The sequence below is a fragment of the Acinetobacter sp. LipI_19 genome, assembly GCF_058242925.1.
In genome coordinates this window covers 391519-413012 of record NZ_JBZAYK010000001.1, presented here as the reverse complement: position 1 = coordinate 413012, position 21494 = coordinate 391519, and the positions used below count along the sequence as shown (strand labels likewise).

The 21494-nt window shown below is 40.7% G+C and carries 15 protein-coding genes and 1 pseudogene; 4 read left to right on the top strand and 12 right to left on the bottom strand.

What is annotated here, in order from left to right:
• Position 1 precedes the first annotated feature (1 nt).
• From AC4CVF_RS02060 to AC4CVF_RS02010, 11 genes and pseudogenes are all read right to left on the bottom strand, one after another.
• Positions 2 to 1579, bottom strand: coding sequence for an ABC transporter substrate-binding protein (locus AC4CVF_RS02060; protein WP_336951901.1), 1578 nt, complete (start codon positions 1577 to 1579; stop codon positions 2 to 4).
• Positions 1580 to 1591: 12 nt separating this feature from the next.
• Positions 1592 to 2785, bottom strand: coding sequence for an LLM class flavin-dependent oxidoreductase (locus AC4CVF_RS02055; RefSeq protein ID WP_490788821.1), 1194 nt, complete (start codon positions 2783 to 2785; stop codon positions 1592 to 1594).
• 32 nt (positions 2786 to 2817) lie between these two features.
• Entirely contained in the window at positions 2818 to 3528 is a 711-nt protein-coding gene (locus AC4CVF_RS02050) for a class II aldolase/adducin family protein (protein WP_336951903.1), read from the bottom strand.
• A 15-nt stretch (positions 3529 to 3543) separates the two neighbouring features.
• Positions 3544 to 4602 (bottom strand): ABC transporter substrate-binding protein, encoded by a 1059-nt coding sequence (locus AC4CVF_RS02045; RefSeq protein WP_336951904.1) that lies wholly within the window; start codon positions 4600 to 4602, stop codon positions 3544 to 3546.
• 286 nt (positions 4603 to 4888) lie between these two features.
• Positions 4889 to 5320 (bottom strand): annotated as a pseudogene (locus AC4CVF_RS02040) (TonB-dependent siderophore receptor); the annotation flags it as partial.
• A 104-nt stretch (positions 5321 to 5424) separates the two neighbouring features.
• Entirely contained in the window at positions 5425 to 6483 is a 1059-nt protein-coding gene (locus tag AC4CVF_RS02035; protein ID WP_336951905.1) for a 2,3-butanediol dehydrogenase, read from the bottom strand.
• Between the two features lie 22 nt (positions 6484 to 6505).
• Positions 6506 to 7291, bottom strand: coding sequence for an acetoin reductase (locus tag AC4CVF_RS02030; protein ID WP_336951906.1), 786 nt, complete (start codon positions 7289 to 7291; stop codon positions 6506 to 6508).
• Positions 7292 to 7302: 11 nt separating this feature from the next.
• The gene (gene lpdA / locus AC4CVF_RS02025) at positions 7303 to 8703 is read right to left on the bottom strand and encodes a dihydrolipoyl dehydrogenase (RefSeq protein ID WP_490788820.1); all 1401 of its coding nucleotides are present in this window, start codon (positions 8701 to 8703) and stop codon (positions 7303 to 7305) included.
• 10 nt (positions 8704 to 8713) lie between these two features.
• A complete protein-coding gene (locus tag AC4CVF_RS02020) occupies positions 8714 to 10249 on the bottom strand; it encodes a dihydrolipoamide acetyltransferase family protein (RefSeq protein WP_336951908.1) in 1536 nt (511 codons plus the stop codon).
• 1 nt (position 10250) lies between these two features.
• Complete coding sequence (locus AC4CVF_RS02015; RefSeq protein ID WP_004717558.1) at positions 10251 to 11270, bottom strand: alpha-ketoacid dehydrogenase subunit beta; 1020 nt, start codon at positions 11268 to 11270, stop codon at positions 10251 to 10253.
• A 15-nt stretch (positions 11271 to 11285) separates the two neighbouring features.
• The gene (locus tag AC4CVF_RS02010; RefSeq protein WP_336951909.1) at positions 11286 to 12248 is read right to left on the bottom strand and encodes a thiamine pyrophosphate-dependent dehydrogenase E1 component subunit alpha; all 963 of its coding nucleotides are present in this window, start codon (positions 12246 to 12248) and stop codon (positions 11286 to 11288) included.
• A gap of 362 nt (positions 12249 to 12610) precedes the next feature.
• Between AC4CVF_RS02010 and lipA the strand changes: the two genes are divergently transcribed.
• The 4 genes from lipA (at position 12611) to AC4CVF_RS01990 (ending at position 19399) form a co-directional block, all read left to right on the top strand.
• Positions 12611 to 13603: a lipoyl synthase gene (gene lipA / locus AC4CVF_RS02005; protein ID WP_336951910.1), complete on the top strand. Its 993-nt coding sequence runs from the start codon at positions 12611 to 12613 to the stop codon at positions 13601 to 13603.
• Positions 13604 to 13894: 291 nt separating this feature from the next.
• Positions 13895 to 14992, top strand: coding sequence for a transcriptional regulator (locus AC4CVF_RS02000; protein ID WP_336951911.1), 1098 nt, complete (start codon positions 13895 to 13897; stop codon positions 14990 to 14992).
• A gap of 807 nt (positions 14993 to 15799) precedes the next feature.
• Entirely contained in the window at positions 15800 to 16717 is a 918-nt protein-coding gene (locus AC4CVF_RS01995) for a siderophore-interacting protein (RefSeq protein ID WP_490789904.1), read from the top strand.
• Positions 16718 to 17230: 513 nt separating this feature from the next.
• On the top strand, positions 17231 to 19399 hold the full coding sequence (locus AC4CVF_RS01990) for a TonB-dependent siderophore receptor (RefSeq protein WP_336951912.1): 2169 nt from the start codon (positions 17231 to 17233) through the stop codon (positions 19397 to 19399).
• Between the two features lie 305 nt (positions 19400 to 19704).
• Here the strand turns inward: AC4CVF_RS01990 and AC4CVF_RS01985 are convergent, their stop codons facing one another.
• The gene (locus AC4CVF_RS01985) at positions 19705 to 21297 is read right to left on the bottom strand and encodes a BCCT family transporter (protein ID WP_336951914.1); all 1593 of its coding nucleotides are present in this window, start codon (positions 21295 to 21297) and stop codon (positions 19705 to 19707) included.
• Between the last annotated feature and the right edge of the window lie 197 nt (positions 21298 to 21494).

Genomic DNA, 21494 nt, shown 5'->3' with positions numbered 1-21494 from the left:
ATTACTCCCCTTTACGCCAAAACTCATCAGTTCGCCATGCTGCAAAACCGGTTCGATCAGGTGTTACACCACCAATCTGATGAGAATGTGCATCTAAAACATTGTTAAAACCCCAAATCAGTAAGCCACCTTGTTCATGTTGAATTTGCTGTGCCTCATGCACTAGAACTTTGCGTTTTTCCAGATCAGGCTGTTGCAATGCGTGATGCACCAGCTCCGTAAAACGGGCTTGATTAAAACGGGTTTTGTTATTGGCTGCACCGGGTCCATCAATCTGCAATACCGTCAATAAAAATGGACGAGAAACATTTGAACCTGTACTCAATGCCCAATCTTGTTTGACTGCATCTGCAAATGTTGCAGCTTCAACTTGTTTAACGTTTACAATCACGCCAGCTTGCGCTGCATGTTGCGCAAACACCAAGGCGGCATTGCTATCTGGTCCTGTATATAAATCAACTTTTAAGTTTTGATCAAAACCAGCAGCTTTTAATAGTGTTTTAGCTTTGGCTAAATCTTGCTTACGCTGTGGAATTTCATGGTTATAAACAGGATCACTAAATGAATACAGATCGTTGGCAATTCGTCCTTGACCCGCCAATGCCCGTTTCACTAAATCATCCCGATTGGCAATCAAACGAAATGCTTGTCTGACACGAGGATCATTAAACGGTGCTTTAGTGGTATTCATATCGAAGGATTGCCAAGCATCTGTTTCAGATGAAACAACACTCAGTCGTTTATTGGCTTGAATCAAAGATAAATGCTCGGCACTAATACCTGATGCAATATCAATTTGCCCTGATTGCAAAGCAGCAAGACGCCCGGTTTGCTCTTTAAAATCTATAATTTCAATGGCATCTGCATAAGGCTGATTGTCTTTCCAATAATTTTCAAAACGTACGAAACGGGAACGTTGACCTGGGGTAAAACTTTCTAGCTTAAACGGGCCTGCTCCGACGACATTCTTGATTGGGTCATAATCTGTTGGAACAATACCGCCCCAACTCATCCATGCTTCAGGTAGGGCTACTAAGCCTTTGCCTTGAGCAAATGGAATTTCAACGGTGTAATCATCCCGCTTTTTAATCGCATCGCGCTGTAGTGAATACAGATAAGCCGCAAAGGGAGACGCCAGTTTAGGATCGGTCAAACGACGTAAAGAGAAAATGACATCATCGGCTGTAATGGTTTTACCATGATGAAACTCAAGCCCTTTCTTTAGCCGAATCGTCCATTTAGTGCCATCCTCATTGGGTTCTGCAAATTCAGCAAGCGCCAATTTAGGTTGAATATCTCGCCCCCATTCCCATAATTTGGCATATAACGGCCAACCTCTAAAGGCACTCGACATCCCAATCGGCTTATGGGCATCTAAATTTCCAGCTTGATTACCATTAATCACCCCAATTTTGATCACTCCACCTTTTTGCGGTGTGGTATGCTGGCTTGTATGTGCAGCAGCTTCATTTGATGCTGAGGAATCGGAACGAGAACACCCAATCAGGCTTGCTGCTGCAATCGTACCTAGACCTAAACCCGTATTTTTAATTAATACTCTGCGCGTAATTTTACTCATAGGATTCTCCTTTTAAACCACAGTTTCTTGATTCAACAGAGAATCTACAGACGAGCATTTTTTTAACTTCGGTAACTCAAAACCATGATCGAGCTCAAGTAAAGGAAACAACAAGTCTGCAACACGATAAACTTCCGTAATTAAAGGAAAACCTGACAAAATAAATGCAGATGTACCGTAGCTTTCATATTCTTGGATACGTTGAGCAATATTTTCAGCGCTCCCGACCAATGCGGTCCCCGCAGCGGGATTTAAGATATCAAAACCAAACAGTGATGGCCCTGTCCAAATATTTGGATAAATTTCAAAGTCTTTAGCTTGAGGTAATATCCCCTGACGTAAGCGTTCTAAATTTTTTTGAACAATCGGGTTACTACTCTGATAGCTTTCGAAAGTTTCATTGGGTGGAAGCTGACGTTTTACAGCTTCAATCGCATAATTCACATCAATTTTATCGAGTAGAGACTGCGCGTATTGCCACGCTTCTTCTTCGGTTTCACGAACGATAATTTGTAAGCGAGTTCCATACTGCAAAGTTCGTCCAACTTTAGCGGCTTCTTTTGCAACTTTACTGAATTTTTCTCCCAGCAGCGGCGGTGTGTTGGCAAAGCTTAAATACACATCCAGCAATTCCACTGAATGTTGTACCCCTTTGGCTGATGTGCCAGCTCCCCACAGCGGTACGCCTTGTTTTTGGGTTGCCCCATGCCATTTTGACATCGGTGAAGCACCCTCTTGACGTGGGGCCACTTGAATAAACTTACCCTGAAAGCCAGATTTATCGCCTAAATAATTCTGTTGAAATGTGCTCCAGTATTCTTTACTAAAGTCATAGCGTTCATCATGTGAATAATGAATACCCAAAGCGGCAAGTCCCTGATCATTACCATTGACCACATTAAACAACAAACGTCCCTGAGAGAATGCATCAAAAGTTTGTGCATATTTGGCTAAAACTGCGGGTTGAACTTCACCTGGATGCTGTGCAACCAAAAACTTCAGGCGTTCAGTAAAAGGAATTAAACTCGCAGCAACCGCCAGTGTTTCATACTCACTTGTACCCATGAGCGAACCGTAAAACCCCAGACGATCTGCGGTAATTGCAATTTGTTGCAAATGTTCATAATCGGTATCCCAGCGTCCCGACTCCAACCAAGGATAGGGACCATCAGGAGAGGTGAGATACCATAAAAGTTTTACAGCCATAATATTCTCTATATTTGTTTTAAATCATGTTTCTAATGGAGTGGAAGTAATCCCAGTGATTTTGCTTTTTCAGTCAATCCGCTCATTTTCCACTGTTGCTGTAACACCCCTTGCCCATATTCACGACTTCCTCCAACCAGTTCTGCTAACAGTTGAATTTGAGCACCTTCTTCAAGCAATAAAATAAATTCAGCAGTTTCCTGTAGACCTTGACGCCCCCAAACTGTGGCACCGCCATTGGCTTCCAAAATAGCCCGATGCTCAATATCAATCTTGAGTTGATCTAAAATGAAATCGACTTCTGCCTGACGGCGATCGATATAAATCGGCAGTTCATTAAATAAATGAAAACGCTGAACAGGCACATATCGAATCGGTAGGGTTCGGTGTGTTTGGGCCCAAGCACCTAAATTCGGTGCATGTACATGAGAGATTGTGGTGACATCTGCATGTTCACAAAATAGTTTGTTATAACGGCCACCCGCACCTTTTCGTCCCAATAAAACTTCACCATCAAGTTTCTCTACCAATACTTTGCTTTTTTTATCTCGTGACCAAGGACCTGCATAGTTAAAGGTCACCAAGGTATTTTCAGGGGCGCGTTCAACAAAATTGACTGTGCCATTGGCAGTGATGGTGCCCGTCTCACGGAACACCTCAAATGCAAATTCAGCTTTTTGACGGTTGCGTTCAATAAAATCATTAAGTTCAGGGGAAAGTGGCGATTGAATCAGTGTAGTCATGATAAATATCCTGTTTTAACGTTGTTTATTTTGGCGACGCTTTAAAACTTCGAGTAATGGGCGATGATCGACCCATGTATCAAGATCGACGTCTTTTTCAAGGAAGCCATGTAACCAAAGGAAATCTTTTTGTTGTTTTAAAAGCTCAAGGCGTTCTGCACTTAATGAAGGATGTAAAGATTTATGAAAATTATTACGATACGCTGTAGCCACACTTTCAGCACCCGCAATGGTTTCATCTTGTAGAATAACCAGCACTTCATCTAAATGATCTTCTGCCCAATCTGCGGTATCAAAAAGCTCTTCCAAAAAGTCAACGACGACATCAAAGTGATGTTCCAATAAATCTTCATGTACCGTGATAGGTCGAGGTGTCCCGTTGTTCACACGCGAAGTCACATCTGTAAATTGATCTAAATCGATACCGACTTTTAAGCCACGTTTGGTGGCTGCCTCAACAGCCGATGCCCCTTTGACATACACGGCATCCACCTCACCTGTAATCAAGGCATCAAGGCCTGACCAATAGGCACTGGCATCACGATCTTGTTTCGATTCAGCTCGCTCAGGAACTTCAATAAAATCAACATCACGGAAACTTAAATTTGCAAGTTGTAAAGCCCCTCGAATACCTTGTAATGACATGGCTCTAAAAATACTGCCTGCACGTTTATCGGCATATTCAGGTAAAGCCACTTTGGTATTTTTTAAATCTTCAGGCTGACGAATTGCTGAATCTGGTCGAACAATAATCACTTGCCATTCATCAATCCAAGTTAATCCAATCAGACGACTTGGGGCACCTTCTGAACGCGCAGCCAAAGCAGGTACATTACCTCCTTCACGGAATAAAGCCGGGAGCTGATGATCAAAATGATGCACAGACAAGCCTTTACGCGCATCTTGCAATACCGCAACATCAATACCATGTCGCTCAAATTTTTCGACTAAGGTGCCGCGTTTTAATGAGATTCCTGTTGCAGTGGGTACAGGACATCGTGTGACCCAAATTTCAGATAAAGTACTTTTTACAAACTCTTTAGAATTTTCTTTTTTATCGATGACAAGTGACATAGGTATTCCTTAAGATACTTCCAATTTCATATCACTTGTATTGAGCAGCTTTTATGCCAATATTTATTTTTATAATTTTCAATATCTTATACAAAATCTAATTTTAATAAATGTTTAGATTTCATCACTTGTTTTAGATTTAATGTTGTTTTATCAACAGCGCTTTAAGCAAGCCTGCCCTGAGACAAAAATCCCATCCGCATTATTTTTTGATTGAACAGATTTAAAGCCCCTCATTGAATCAACATACAGCACCATATAAAAATATAGTGCTGTATCGCTTAAATTAAAAATCGATAGAAGCCGACAGCATAAAAGTTCGAGGTGCACCCAAGGCTAAACTGGACAATTGTGGCATGCCCCAATACGCCTTATTGGTCACGTTATTGATACTCGCAGCTAAGTTTAGTGGAAAACTTGAAACATTGGTCTTATATCTCGCCTCAACATCAAACAGTGTTCGTTCAGAAGCATGTAGTGTATGTTCCTGATTGATATATTGCTTTGAAACTGCTGTGGCATTTCCAGTCTAGATTAAACCCTGCAAAATCGAAATATCCCACTCCATACCTAATTTCGCCTGTTGCTTGGCAACCCCAGTCGCAATATTGCCTTGATTTTTACCACCTGCAGTTTGGGTTAATTCAGGATCAATATAGGCAACACCACCGATTACACCAAGATTCGCAATAGGTGCTCCAAAGAAGCTCCATTCAATTTCACTTCAGCTAAAACTTGTTATTGATTATTGATCAGTAATTGTGAAGCCCTCCCACACACGATTCATTAACCAATAACATGCCTTATTGAGTAGTATGATTTCTAGGGATGCACAATAATCTTGACCGCAGATTCGTTGTTATGAATCAAGGTTTCAAAGCCTTGCGAAACCAAATCATCTAAAGCAATTCTTTGGGTAATAAAAGGTTCTAAATTGATTTTACCTTGCTCAACCAAGCGAATGGTTTCTTGATGGTCATTAACATAGGCTATCGTACCGCGAATATCCAGCTCTTTCATCACCACACTATGCACATTAATCGTTGCAGGATGACTCCAGATCGAAACTATCACTACCACACCAGTTGGTTTCATAGCTGCCACCAGTGTATCCATGACCTTATTGACACTACTGCATTCAAAAGCCACGTCTACCCCACGGTCTTGGGTGATTTTCATGACTTCAGCCACAACATCCACTTGAGACGGATCTAGCACATAGTCGGCAACACCCGCTTCTAAGGCTTTTTCTTTACGTTTTGCACTGAGCTCGGTAATGATGACGGTTAAGCCTTTGGCCTTTAAAATTGCAGACAATAACAATCCAATCGGGCCCGCTCCACCCACCAAGGCAATATCACCTGACTGTGCTCCACTTCTTACAAAGGCATGATGCCCGACAGATAAAGGCTCAATCAATGCGGCTTGATCCAACGGAATTTGGGCAGAAATGGGATGTACCCAACGGCGTTGTACCGCAATTTTTTCAGATAGCCCACCACCGCGACCACCTAGACCAATAAAATTCATATTTTTTGACAAGTGATAATTGTCATGCGGTCCAGTCGGAACATCATCCGCAATGATATAAGGCTCAACCACAACATGTTGCCCCACCTGAATATCATCAACGCCATCCCCTACAGCGTACACCACACCTGAAAACTCATGCCCCATGGTTACAGGTGCAGCTTCACCCGAAATCGGGTGCGGATGACCACACGGAGGAATAAAAATTGGACCATCGATAAATTCATGTAAATCTGTGCCACAAATACCACACCATGCGACTTGAATGCCAACTGTTCCTGGTTGTACCTGTGGTTCTGGAATATCCTCTATTCGGATATCCCCTTTATCATAAAAACGAGCTGCTTTCATAGATGCATTCCTCATTCCAATATTAACGATAAACCATTCCGCCATCGGTCAAAATTGACTGTCCAGTAATATAATCAGCGTCCTCACTGGCTAGAAAAGCAACCAATGCGGCAACATCATCTGGGGTTTCGGCACGTCCTAAAGCAATTCCATCCACATATTTCTGATATGTTTCACCAACGGGTGCACCAGTGATATCAGCGAAACGTTGATCTATTTCCACCCACATATCTGTACCAACTACACCGGGACAGTAACTATTCACAGTGATACCAGCACTGGCATATTCTTTTGCTGCTGTTTGAGTCAAAGCACGAACGGCAAATTTAGTAGCTGAATAGACACCAAGCAAAGCAAAACCTTCATGCCCAGCAATCGAACATGCATTGATAATTTTGCCAGAATTTCGGCGCTGTTTAAATTTATCGGCAGCGGCCTGAATCCCCCACAGCACACCACCCACATTGATATTCATAATCCGATTAAATTCATCTGGACTGACCTCTGCCAAGGCTTGGACTTGGGCAATCCCTGCATTATTAATAATGATATCAAAGCCATTTAATGTTGATTCTGCATGGTCAATCGCACTGCTGATTTGTACAGGATCAGCAACATCTGCAATAAATGTGGTGGCTTTAACCCCAAATGCTTGAATCTCTTGCTGAACAGCAGTTAACTTTTCTTGGTGAAGATCAACCAAGGCAATATGTACGCCCTCTTGTGCCAAGCGTAAAGCAATACCGCGTCCTATGCCCTGTGCGGCACCAGTAATTAATGCGACTTTATTGTTTAGACCTCTAGGCATGTTGCGACTCCTTAAATATGGATTGCACGTTGCATTGCCGATAAAACCGACTCATGCATCGCCTCAGATAACGTAGGATGTGGGAAAATAACCTGTGCTAGGCTTTCATCAGTGGCTTCTAAATATTTAGCGATGGCAAAGCCCTGAATATGTTCAGTGACCTCATGACCCACCATGTGTGCCCCCAATAATTCCCCTGTTTCTTGATTAAAAATAGTTTTTACAAATCCTGTGGTCTCGCTTAAAGCCAAAGCTTTACCATTGGCTTGTAAAGGGAATCTACCCACATTGATTGTAAAACCAGCTGCTTTGGCTTTTTGCTCGCTTAGACCAATACTTGCCACCTGCGGATGGGTAAAAATACACCCTGGAATTTGGCTACGATCTAAAGCATGTACATGCGTCAGCCCTGCAATTTTTTCTACACATAAAATTGCTTCATGACTGGCTTTATGCGCCAAGCACGGCGCACCAGCGACATCACCAATGGCATAAACTCCAACTACATTGGTCTTACACCACGGATCAACTTTGATAAAACTATGCTCAAACTCAATACCCAATTTTTCTAAACCCAAATTTTGAGTATTAGGTTGTACACCAATTGCGGAAAGGACTTTTTCAACAGTAATGATTTGTACACCTGTTGCGGTTTCAACATGGCAATGTACTTGGTCCTTATCTATTTCGATGTTTTGTACAGCAGCTTCAGTCAAAACCGTCATACCATGCTGTTCAAATTGCTTTTGCACATATTTGGCAACTTCAATGTCTTCACTAGGTAGGATCTGTTTGGCAATATCAACCAAAGTCACTTGGCAACTTAAGTCCTGATATAAACTGGCAAACTCACTGCCAATGGCCCCTGAACCAATTACCAAAAGTGATTTCGGCAAGTGTTCTGGGACTAAAGCTTCTTTATAACTCCAGACATGCTGTCCATCGACAGGGACATGCGCTAAATTGGCGGCTCTGGCGCCCGTAGCCACAATAATATGCGGTGCAGAAATCTGCTGTTTTTGACCCTTTGCATCAGTCAGTTCTAAGCTTTCTTTCTCGATAAATTGAGCGCTTGCATTAAATACAGTAACTTGATTCTTTTTCAGTAATTGCCCAATCCCTTGTACCAACTGTTCAGAAACCTGACGGCTATGACGAACCAGTTGTTGGATATCAAAATCAATAGAACCTAAAGAAAAACCAAACTGTTGTGAATGTTTAAATTGCTGTGCAAGTGCCGCTCCACTCAATAAAGCTTTGGTTGGAATACAGCCCCAATTCAGGCAAATTCCACCCAAATGCTTTTCTTCTACAATGGCGGTTTTTAAACCCAGTTGGGCTGCACGTATCGCAGCCACATAGCCACCTGGACCAGCGCCAATCACAATGAGATCAAATTGTGTGTCTGACATGCTCATACTCCTACACCAAAATCAATGCAGGATTTTCAACAAACTGCTTAAATGCTGCCAAGAACTGTGCACCTAACGCCCCATCAATCACCCGATGATCACAAGACAAGGTCGCGGTGACCATCTGTCGAATCACGATGCTCTCATTTTCAACAATTGCCCGTTTTTCTGCTGCACCTAAAGCTAAAATCGCACCTTGGGGTGGGTTAATAATCGCGTCAAACTGTTGAACGCCGAGCATACCTAAATTCGAAATACTGAAACTACCGCCCTGAAATTCATCAGGCGCCAATTTGCCAGTTTTGGCACGTGTTGCAAGATCACGCATATCATTGGAAATTTGTGCCAAAGACTTGGTATTGGCAGCTTTAATGATTGGAGTGATGAGGCCATTCTCAATCGCTACAGCAACAGAGATATCCGCCTGATCAAACTGCAAAATCTGCTGATTCTCTTCATCAAACTGAACATTGACCTGTGGCACTTTGATCAATGCAGCTGCTGCCGCTTTAATCAACATGTCATTGATTGACAATTTCACTTGCGGCACAGTGGCATTAATCTGTTGACGTAGTCCCTGAATAGCATCCACATTTAAATTTACGGTTAAACGGAAGTGTGGTGCATTACGTTTTGCTGCCTGTAAGCGTGAAGCAATGGCTTTACGCATACCATTCATCGCAATGGTGGTCACCTTGGCAGTTTCAGTTCGCATTACATCAGCGCTATTTTGGGCAAGTGCAGGGTTTTCACGCTGATGAACTGCTTCAACATCTTCCTTACAAATACGCCCTCTTGATCCTGAGGCACGACAGTCATGTAAATTAATGCCCCATTGTTTGGCTAAACGACGTGCAACTGGTGTTGCCAACACTTGGCTATCATCAGCTTTAGATTTCGCCACTTTACCACTCGGTTGCTGCCGAATATCGGGCCATGATCCACCCGCAGCTTGAACTGCGTTTTGAATGTCTTGCACACTGATACGACCTCCACGCCCTGAGCCTGAAACCAGCGCCAAATTCACTTGATGCTTTTCAGCCAATTTCAAGGCATGCGGTGTTGCAAAAACATCCTCAACATGTTGATAACCTTGTAATGCAGCAGGAATTACATAACCATTTTGGGCAACAGCTTTTGATACCTGCTCAATACGATTCTGTTTAGGCGCAGTTTGTGGCTTGGTTTCAGGCTGCGTTGCCGTCAGCTTTTCAGTAACCACTTCAACAGCTTTGCTTTCATTGAGAATAGGTGCGCCAGCCAAAGATTGAGCAAAGGCATCAATTTCAGCATCGGAAACTTGCGCATCTGCACAAATTGCAATGATCCCGCCCACCACTAAAGTATCGCCATTATTGGCAATGATTTTACGCAAGGTACTATCAAACGGTGCTTCAAGGACATTGACGATTTTTGTGGTCTCAATTTCACAAATTTCTTGTCCTTTACTAAACTGCTCGCCTGCTTGAATCAACCATTGGGCAATGGTGCCCTCTTCCATCGACAAACCCCATTTTGGGATTTCTAAAGTTTTAATTTCGCTCATCCTAAGCCTCCAACGTTTTACGTACAGCCTGTTCGATACGTTCTACACTTGGTAGCCATTGTTTTTCTAATACGGGTGAAAATGGCACAGGTGAATGCGGTGGTGTCACCAGTTCAATGGGTGCTTTGAGATAATGAAAGCCTTTTTGTGCAATCAGTGCGGCCACATCATGCCCAAAACCACAACGGGCAGCAGACTCATCAACAATCACCACACGCCCTGTTGACGCGACAGATTCTAAAATGCCTTCTTCATCCAATGGAGAAATCGTTCGTGGATCGACAACTTCGACAGAAATTCCCTCCTTAGCAAGCTTATCCGCGACTTCATTAGCACGATGCACCATTAAACTTAAGGCAATAATCGTGACATCGGTTCCTTCACGGGTGTAATTTGCTACACCAAAAGGAATGGTATATGGTTCATCTGGCACTTCACCTTTGATGTCATAAAGCAATTTATGTTCACAAAAAACCACTGGGTCATCATCACGGATGGCTTGGATCAATAAGCCTTTTACATCATATGCACTGGACGGCACCACGACTTTTAAACCGGGTACAGCAGCAAACACGTTATACGGGGATTGTGAATGTTGTGCGGCAGCAGAAAAGCCTGCGCCGATCATGCCTCGAACCACCAAAGGCGCTTTGGCTTTTCCACCAAACATATAACGAAATTTGGCCGCTTGGTTATACAACATGTCATGACATACGCCATAGAAGTCCATAAACATCAGGTCAGCCACAGGTCGTAAACCTGTTGCAGCAGCCCCTGCCGCCATTCCAATAATTGCAGATTCAGTGATCGGGGTATCAATCACACGCTCAGAGCCAAACTCTGTCCATAGCCCTTTGGTGACACCAAGTACGCCCCCAAAGCCTTCGAGTTTATTGTCATCTGTATTTTTACCGCCATGCCCGCCACGCACATCTTCACCGACAACAATCACACTTGGGTCACGGCGCATTTCTGATTCAATCGCTTCTTTAATCGCGTTTCGATAACTTTTATTTGGCATTGTTTTACTATTCCTTTAGTAAGAGACATAAACGTCAGTAAGAAGTTGAGAAAGTTCTGGATAATTGGCAGCACGTGCATTTGCGACAGCAGCATCGACATTGGCTTTTGATTCAACATCAATTGCATCCAGCGTGGCTTCAGCAATCTTGCCTTTGACTTTTTCACGGAAAATTTTCAACGGATCTTTATGCTCTTTGACATAATCGAGTTCTTCTTTGGAACGAATCAGTCCTGGGTCACCTTCAAAGTGTCCATAAAAACGATTGGTAATGGTTTCAATCACACTTGGGCCTTCGCCACGCCGTGCACGTTCAATGGCTTTTTGGGCGACCTCATACACAGCAAAGAAATCTGTCCCATCTACTTTTTCAGCAGGCATCCCAAAAGCCGCAGCACGACCTGCAATGTCTTTGCTTCCGACTGCATAATCATGCGCAGTACCTTCACCAAAACCATTATTTTCAAAAACAAAAATCACGGGAAGTTTTAAAACCACAGCCATATTCATGGCTTCAAAGGTCAGACCTTGGTTAGAACCACCATCCCCAGTAAATGACAAACCAACTCCACCCGTCTTTAAGGTTTTTGCGGTTAACGCTGCACCAATTGCCAAAGGTGGCCCACCACCAACAATTCCGTTGGCTCCCAACATACCTTTGTCTAGATCAGCAATATGCATTGAACCGCCTTTGCCACGGCACAAACCATCATCTTTACCAAAAATTTCCAACATCATGCCGTGAATATCACATCCTTTGGCAATGCAGTGACCGTGACCACGATGGGTTGAGGTAATAAAATCTTTGTCAGTCAAATTTTCACAAATTCCAACGGCTACCGCTTCTTCACCACTGTAAAGATGGATAAATCCGGGAATATCACCTGTATTATTTTCATCGTGAAGTCGATCCTCAAACTCACGAATATCTCGCATCCGTCTGTATGCTGCTAGCAATTGCTCTTCCGTTAATTGCATATACTTATTCCTTCATGCTCACAGTTAAAAGTAAAAACCATATATTTAAAAATAAATATTGGTATTTAAAACCCGTATATTTATATAAAATCATTTCATTAAAAATTAATATTAGACTAAAAAAATATCTCTTTATAAAACACAATAAAAATATTAAAAACAGCACCTTACAAAGCAAAAAATATTTGTAAATTTTTATAATTTTCAAAAACTTAAAAAATCAAACCTTTAACCAACCTTTATTTTATAATATTAATATTTTTCACTCTTTTATTATATTTAAAAAAATTTTAAATATAATTGACATCGAAAATAAAAATGTCATCTTATATTAAGTTATATTATTTAATGGACTATTTAAAATGGATTTAAAAGTTTCAGTCACCACAGGACAAAAACTACGTGGTGCAGATAAATTGGCACGTATTCCAGTAAAAATTATCAGTACAGAACAGATCCCTCAAAAGCCTGAATGGATTCGTGCCAAGATCAGCCAGCCTGAAGAAGTGCAACGTATTAAAAATTTATTACGTCAACAAAAACTACATACCGTATGTGAAGAAGCCGCGTGCCCCAATTTGCCACAATGCTTTGGTGGTGGAACAGCGACCTTTATGATTATGGGAGATATTTGTACCCGTCGATGCCCATTTTGTGATGTGGCGCATGGACGTCCAAATATTTTAGATGCTGATGAACCGAAACATTTAGCAGAAACTGTTAAAAATCTAAATTTAAACTATGTGGTGATTACCTCAGTAGACCGTGATGATCTTATTGACGGTGGAGCAGAACACTTTGCTGCATGTATTCGAGAAATCCGTAAAAGTAGTCCAGATACGCTGATTGAGATTTTAGTCCCTGATTTTCGAGGCAGATTAGAAGTTGCGCTCAACATTCTGAGCGAAACCCCGCCAGATGTATTTAATCATAATATTGAAACGGTCCCTCGTTTGTACCGTGCAATGCGTCCAGGTTCAGATTATCAACATTCACTGGAACTGTTAAAACGGTTTAAGCATTTACGCCCAGACATCGCAACGAAATGTGGCTTGATGGTGGGATTAGGTGAAGTCGAAGCAGAAGTTATTGTGTTGCTGAATGACCTCAGTGACTATCAAGTGGACTATGTCACCATTGGTCAATACTTACAGCCATCTAAATCTCATGCCCCAATACATCGTTTTGTTTCATTGAAAGAGTTTGAACATTATCAAGCGCATGGTGAGTTATTAGGGTTTAAAAATATATGGAGTGCGCCAATGGTTCGTTCTAGCTATTTTGCTGATCGTCAATACAAGGGCGAGCCTGTACCTAAGCCGTTTACACGTGAAAACATTGCCACAGAAATTTAGGATGATTCAGTGTTCAAAGTGAATATGTACACCTAAACATTAAACAATGAGTACCAAAAAGAATACGCTGTCTTTTTATTGGTAACTTTATTTAACATTTGTGAGCAGAAAACTCATTTTAAAGCAAAACATTAACTTCTAAAGTGAGAACCTAATAAAGATGATTATTTTCAGAACACTATTTGTTTGAATATAGATTAAAATTTGGTGTCATCAAATAAAATCACCAGATACAGCGATAAAGAATACAAAGTATTAATGGCATAACCATTCATCATAAAGGAATATGATATGAAGCTATTGAATCAACTACAGCCGCAAGCGCTTCGTTTACAGACCACACATTTTGTCAATATCGAATCCGTCACTGCTGCGCCACTTCTCGCTTTACCTCCCGAACCAGAACCCTCTCTGTTTCGTCGTTCTCTTCAACATAATTATGCGGATTTACTAAAAATTGCAGATGATTCTGAAATGGCAATTGGAATCACAGATCATCATGGCACCTTACTTTGGACATGGAGTAGCCGTGCTATGCTCTCCTCTGCTGAGCAAGTGCATTTTGTCGAAGGTGGACATTGGTCAACACAGGCTGTCGGTACAAATGCGATTGGTTTGGCCTTAAATAATCATCTCTCTAGCTGTGTTTATTCACATGAAAATCAGATGAACAGTGTACAGGATTGGGTTTGTTATGCCGCGCCGATCGTTGACCCTGTATCTGGACAATTTCACGGTGTGATTAATTTATCGACCAAGTACAAGAAGCATACTTCACTGGGTGTATTGGCTGTAGAACGCTGTGCAGAGTTGGTTCAACGTGCGATTCAATTTGAACAAAAAAACATGCTTTATCTCAAAGTATTTGGTACACCCAAAGTTCAATTTAACCAACAGCTTTTAACATTGACCCATCGACAAATTGAAATTTTATGCATTCTTGTGTTACACCCTGAGGGTATTAACCTAGATGAACTGCACTATGCCTTATACGGTGATCGGGACATTAGTGAAAAAACCTTAAAAGCAGAAATGTCACAATTACGCACCTTGCTCCCCAACTGTATTTTATCGCGCCCGTATAAGCTAGTTTGTGAGATTCAAACCGACTTTACCAGAGCTGAACAATCCCTCAATACAGGTTTTCTCGCCAGTACATTTTCACTCTACAAAGGAAGTTTTTTGGCGAAATCAGAAAGCCCTTTCTTGACCACATGGCGTGATTGTTTCGATGCGCGTTTAAGTCATCTGATTTATCAAATTCAGGATATTGACCCGCTTTTAAAAATTATTAGTCGTCTTCCTGAACGTAATGATGCAATACAACGGGTACTGGAATTATTGCCTGAACAAAGTCAGCATCGTGCGTATTTTTTAAAATTACTTTAGGCTCAATGAACTTAGATATTTTATTGCACAACTGATAGCACAGCTCTGTTTTGCCCTGATGTTTAAGGCTATAAAGTTGCTCTGTATAAAAATAATAAGTGAATCAATCTAAGACTAATTTTTAAAGCCAACGACAGAAAATGCACGGTAAATATAGTCAACCTGTCAAAAAAAATCAGACACAATAATATAATTTCTCTTAATTAATATTTTTAATTAAATCAATAATATGATGAAATAGTATTGTTTAATTATATAAAAGCTTACACTGCCACATCTTACATTCAAAGTTTAAATCCCTTTGCGTAGGCGATGCCTCACTTTCGTAGGAGGTGCCAAACCTTGCGCTTCAAACAAAGCAGTGCTTTGTTTTTGCTCATGTTGAGCGAGGGGTAGGATCACCAGCTATGATTCAAAAGTACAAAAATGAATTGATAACCAACAATTTTTAATAGTTCATACAAAAACATAAGCTTCATTTATGCTCAATGACTTGATGCAAATCACTTGTATGAAATAATTAGGTGATTTGACTATATAGAAAATTATAAGATTAAAATTAATATATTTTTCACGCAATTAAAATAAACCATGAGCCTGATCAATACTACAACGTCTCACAATCTTACCTCTCTCCGCAATAAATCGATTGCTAAAATTAAAATACAAGTAATTTAAACATAAATGCCCTTTAAATGATAATGATTATATTTTACATTTAACACCATGCAGATTTTCTCGATCCGCTCAGCACTGAAAGAAAGGCAATTGTGGTTTATTGCTCAATAAAGATAGGTAGACTTAATGATGAATAGCCAACAACAAACGACATTAGATCAAAAAATAGTACCAGACCAAAAAAAGGTTTCAGACAAAAAAACAGTATCAGATCAAAAAGCGATACTGAAACAAGATGATCATATGCGGAATCTGGAAGTCATTGAGATGACGATAACGGCGATTTCTCATCCTTTTCCATCAATTGTACGTATTCGGGGCGAAATCAATACAACACAGCCAGACTTATGGACAACACCTAACCTTGCTATTCGTTTAGAAGTGCATCAACAAGCAGACAGCTTACCTATATCACGTGTATATACCGTGCGTTGCTTTGATCCAAGTACTCGTCAAATTGAAATTGACTTTGTTCTACATGCTGACCCAAGTCCAGCAATGCTTTGGCTAGATTCAGCAAAAATTGGCACTAAAATTCAACTTACGGGTCCAAGACCGCACTTTCTCCCCAATTTTACCCCAGCTAAACGCGTGGTGATGTTTGCAGATGAAACCGCCATTCCAGCCGTCTATTCAATTTTACAGCAATGGCAAATGGGAATTCAGGGAGAGATTTATATTGAAAGTTGTGACGCCAATATTATTGATGATTTACCAAAATATCATGGCGTAAATATTCATTTACTTCATCGGGGAAAATCACAGCAAGCGGGTAAATTGGGCTTACTACTTAAAGTTGCCGAACATTTTAAAGATCGTGAAGATATTAGCATTTGGGCAGCCAGTGAACGTAATGAAGCAAGAGCGATACGGAAGCTGTTTACCCAACACGGTCATTTGAGTAAAGATGATATTCGTGTGGCCGGCTATTGGAATGTCGGCATGTCCAGCTCAACATTAGATCTAAGCAGAGTCGCATATTATCAAAAACACCTAGAACAAGGTAAAACGCTAGAAACATTTGATGATCTAGATATGCCTGTTTAAATGAAATCATTGACCTATTTGCCCCCCATCTCAGTTTTCTTAAGACGATTATTTAGAGGGAGTATTTGGAATGTAAATCAATCTTTGAGGTTGATACTCTGGCATTATTATGGCCTAACTCAATGATGACCCAACACAATTAACAGCACTCGACTTGGATCTTACGATCCAAGTCTTTATATTATTCATTGCACAGCCTGTGTTGCATATCTTTACATCATGGTCTGCTTAAAGATCCAAAGCGAATCCACTACAACATTTTTACATGATGGCTAATTATAACAACGGCGAAAACATGGTGATGTAATTGCTGAAAACATGATTGCCAAGCTTATTTTTCTCTAGCCAAGTGCAAAGCTTAAAATCAATCTTCCCTCGTTCACAGATAGGCCCATGCAATCTCAAAATGACAGGGATAAATTTATTTGATCCTTTTTTAAATCTCAAACGACATTATAAGCATACTCCTCACATCTTATAAGGCCGCTTTCGATGTCATCAACAAGAATACAAATGGCAGACAAAAAATACCTGTCAAAAATGATTCAAATGATCATGTTAGGTCTCACTTCTGTAGTTGCTTCTACCCTTTTGCATGCTACTGAAGAGATAACTCAAAATAATGCAGAACCTCTTGCATTGCCAACGCTCAAGTTTACAGCAAACCAATTGGGTGAAATTACAGAAAACAGTGGTGTCTATACTCCAGGTTCAATTGCCACAGCAACGCGTTTGGTTTTAAAACCCAAAGAAACCCCACAAACGATTAGTGTGATTACTCGCCAAGAAATGGATGATTTTAATCTCAACTCTATCGATGATGTTATGCGGCATACCCCGGGTGTTAGTGTGGTGACCTATGACAGTGAACGGACAGAATATTACTCCCGTGGTTTTGCAATACAAAACTTCCAGTACGATGGGATCCCGATGAATCGTGATTCGGCCTACTCAGCAGGAAATACTCTAAGTGATATGGCGATTTATGATCGTATCGAAGTTTTAAAAGGAGCAACGGGGCTTTTAACTGGGGTGGGTGATCCTGGTGCAACGATTAATTTGATTCGTAAAAAACCAACCAAAGATTTTCAAGGGAATGTTTCTCTGGGTCTAGGCACATGGAATAACTACCGCGGCCAAATTGATTTAAGCGGTCCACTTAACCAAACGGGCAGTATTCGTGGACGTGGCGTTGCTGCGTATCAAGACAAAGAATCTCAATTAGATCGCTATGAACGCAAGACTCCTGTGTTCTACGGCATATTAGAAGCAGATTTAACTGAGAATACCCTACTGACTATAGGCGCAGATTATCAAGACAATAAACCTAAGGGCTCAACGTGGGGCGGTATCCCAATTTATAATTCAGCGGGTCAATTTAATAAAATGTCGCGTGGCTTTAACAATGGTGCAAATTGGAGTAATTGGGAACAATATACTCGAACTATTTTCTCAACTTTAGAGCATAAGTTTGATAATGATTGGGTCGCAAAAATCCAGTTAAATCATCAAATCAATGGCTATGATGCACAATTAGGCGCAGCGGCAGGTGGTCATCCAAATCCATCGACGGGAACTGGTGTTTCAATGTGGGCTGGAAACTATAAGGGCGAAACCAAAAGTGATGCTGCAGACATCTATGCAACAGGTCCATTTCAACTTTTTGGCCGTGAACACGAGCTGGTTGTAGGCGCAAGCATTTCTGAGAGCACTTGGAAAAATAATGGTTATAGTGCACCAACTGGTTATAAAACCAGTGTAGATCAATATTATCAATGGAATGGGAACGTTGCGGAGCCTGATTGGCAAAAAGGTAATCATTGGTCAAACAATGAAACCACCAAGCAGAATGGATTTTATCTCACCTCACGTTTGAATTTACATGATGATTTAAAAGTCATTTTGGGTGGACGTATTGCAAACTATAAGTCAGAAGAGACTAAAGAGTCAGGTATCTTTATACCTTATGTCGGTGCGGTTTATGATTTAAATGACCAATACTCAGTTTATGCAAGCTACAGCACCATATTTAAACCTCAATCTGCACAAAATCCAAACGGTAAAACACTTGATCCGCTTGAGGGAGAAAACTACGAAGCTGGAATCAAAGGTGAATTTTTTGATGGTCGCTTAAATGCAAGTTTGGCATATTACCAACTCAAACAAGACAATTTTGCGAAAGAGATTCCAAACGTCCTTACACCATCTGGTGGTGTCGCATCTGAAGCGCTCCAAGGTGTCAAAACCAAAGGGGCTGAACTCGAAGTTACTGGTGAAATTCGTCCTGGTTGGAATTTACATGCTGGCTTTAATCATAAAATCTCTAAACAAGATGGGATAAAACAGAGCACTTTGACTCCTGAAAATGAATTTAGCCTTTATACCAGCTATAAGCTCAATCAATGGGTGGATGGTTTAACTGTTGGTGGTGGTGCACGTTGGCAAGATAAGACTTGGGGCGATGTCACCAATCCACTGTATAAAGATCCTGTTAAACATGTGGTGTCTGATTATTGGTTATTTGATGCAATGGCAAACTATGAAGTAAATGATCAATTATCCGTTTCTTTTAATGTAAACAATCTTCTAGATGAAAAATATTATACGATTTTTAGCTGGTATAGCACGTATACATGGGGCGAAGGTCGTAATTATAATTTAGGACTTAAATATAAGTTTTAATCAGGTTTAACTGACTTCCTCTAGGTAATAGACAAACATCATACTGCATGGGGAAGTTTCAACTATTCAGTCAGCTTTTACTATTGTTCCAAAATCACTGATCTCATTTCATCCTACGCTAACATCAACCTAATTTGGTCTTAAATCACCCGGTTAATCTGCGGATTTTATTATTTATTTTGAGCATTGAATTTTTTAAAACTCAAGCCCTATCTTTAGCTATGCCTTTTCACTGTCTAGTGGAGGAAAAGGCAAAGCTAAACCAAGCACAAAGAAGAATCATAAAACTATAGTATTTCTGATTTTTATTTGTTCCGATCTGAGGATTCAATGGGTTTGTTGATGACTTTTTTGGGGGCTTGATCAGCTAAGTCCTGATTAATTGCTTTGGTTAAACCAAACATATACAGCAAAATAATCACCGAGAATGGTAATCCACATAATACCACAGCACTTTGCATCGAATGGAAACTACCTGCTAACAATAAACCAATACTGACAATCGTAATCACCACCGACCAGAAAATTCGCAACCAAATCGGTGAATCACTTTCATTACTTCCGCCTTTTGTAGACAGATTTGCAATCATCAGCGTACCCGAACCCACTGGAGTCAAAAACAGCACAAAACATATCACCACAACAATCCCAGCCACATAAGGATTAAAAGGTAAATATTCGAGTAACTTAAACAAAGATAAAGCTGGATCGGTGAGAACCATATCGCCCAAAACTTTTTGTTTTTGATTCAAAATTAATTCAATTGCAGTATTACCGAAAATGGAAATCCAAGCCAAAGTAAAGCCTAAAGGGATTAGACACACACCCAAGACTACTTCACGAATGGTGCGCCCTTTTGAAATACGCGCAATAAACATCCCAACGAAAGGTGCCCAAGCAATCCACCAAGCCCAATAAAACACCGTCCAAGAACCGAGCCAGCCTTTCGCTTGTGAATTGTATAAATACACATCAAAACTTTTCGCGACAAAATGGTTGAGATAGTCACCCACGTTCTGTACCAAACCATTGAGCAAATGATTGGTTGGGCCTGTTAAGAATACAAATAACAATAAGCCATAGAGTAAACGTAAGTTAATCCGTGAAAGCCAAGCCAGTCCTTTTTCAATCCCCACCACTGTGGTGATGGTCGCAACAGACATCATCACCAATACCACTGCGATCAGAGTAACATTGTTGTCTGGAATGGCTGGGACTAAATAACTGATGCCCGAAACCAATACCAAAGCACCTATACCTAGATTGGTGACCAAAGATATCACCGTGGCTAAAATCCCAAAACCATCTACGAAGTCACCGATCAAACCATAGATCCGATCGCCAAAAATTGGATAAAGTGCAGAACGTAAAGCTAGGGGTAAATCTAAGCGAAAAGCAAAATAGCCCAAAGTGACACCTAACAAGGCATAGAGCACCCAGCCATGTATACCCCAATGTAAGAAGCTATACATCATGGCATCTCTAGCAGCTTGGATTGTGCCACCCTCGCCTTCAGGTGGTCTTAAAAAATGATCGACAGGTTCAGCAACACCATAATACAGTAAGGCAATACCGATACCTGCGGAAAACAGCATAGATACCCAAGCCAAGTAACCAAACTCAGGTTTATCGCCATCTTTTCCAAGTGGAAGTTGTCCAGCACGAGAAAAAGCCAACCATCCAACAAAACCTAGACATGCCACAATCACCAGCATGTAATACCAACCAAAGAGTTGATTGGCCTGCTCTTGTACATAGGTTAGCCAAAACTGACTTTTTTTTGGAAATAAAACAAACAATAGACCAAAAATACCGATACTGATTGCAGAACTTCCAAACACAAATAAATTTAACCGAATCCGTTCGGATGAATATCCTTTATGGCTATTTGACACCATGCTATTGCTCCTTGCAATTGGTGTATTTTCTTAAAAAATAATAGGATATGTACTCTTTTTACTGAACATTCTGATGGATCAGAATGTTGATGTATACACTTACATTTCTTATTACTCATCAAAAAATTATTGATTTTTGTAGATTATACTTTTTATTGATTGAACGTTCAATCAATAAAAAGTATTATAAAAAAATG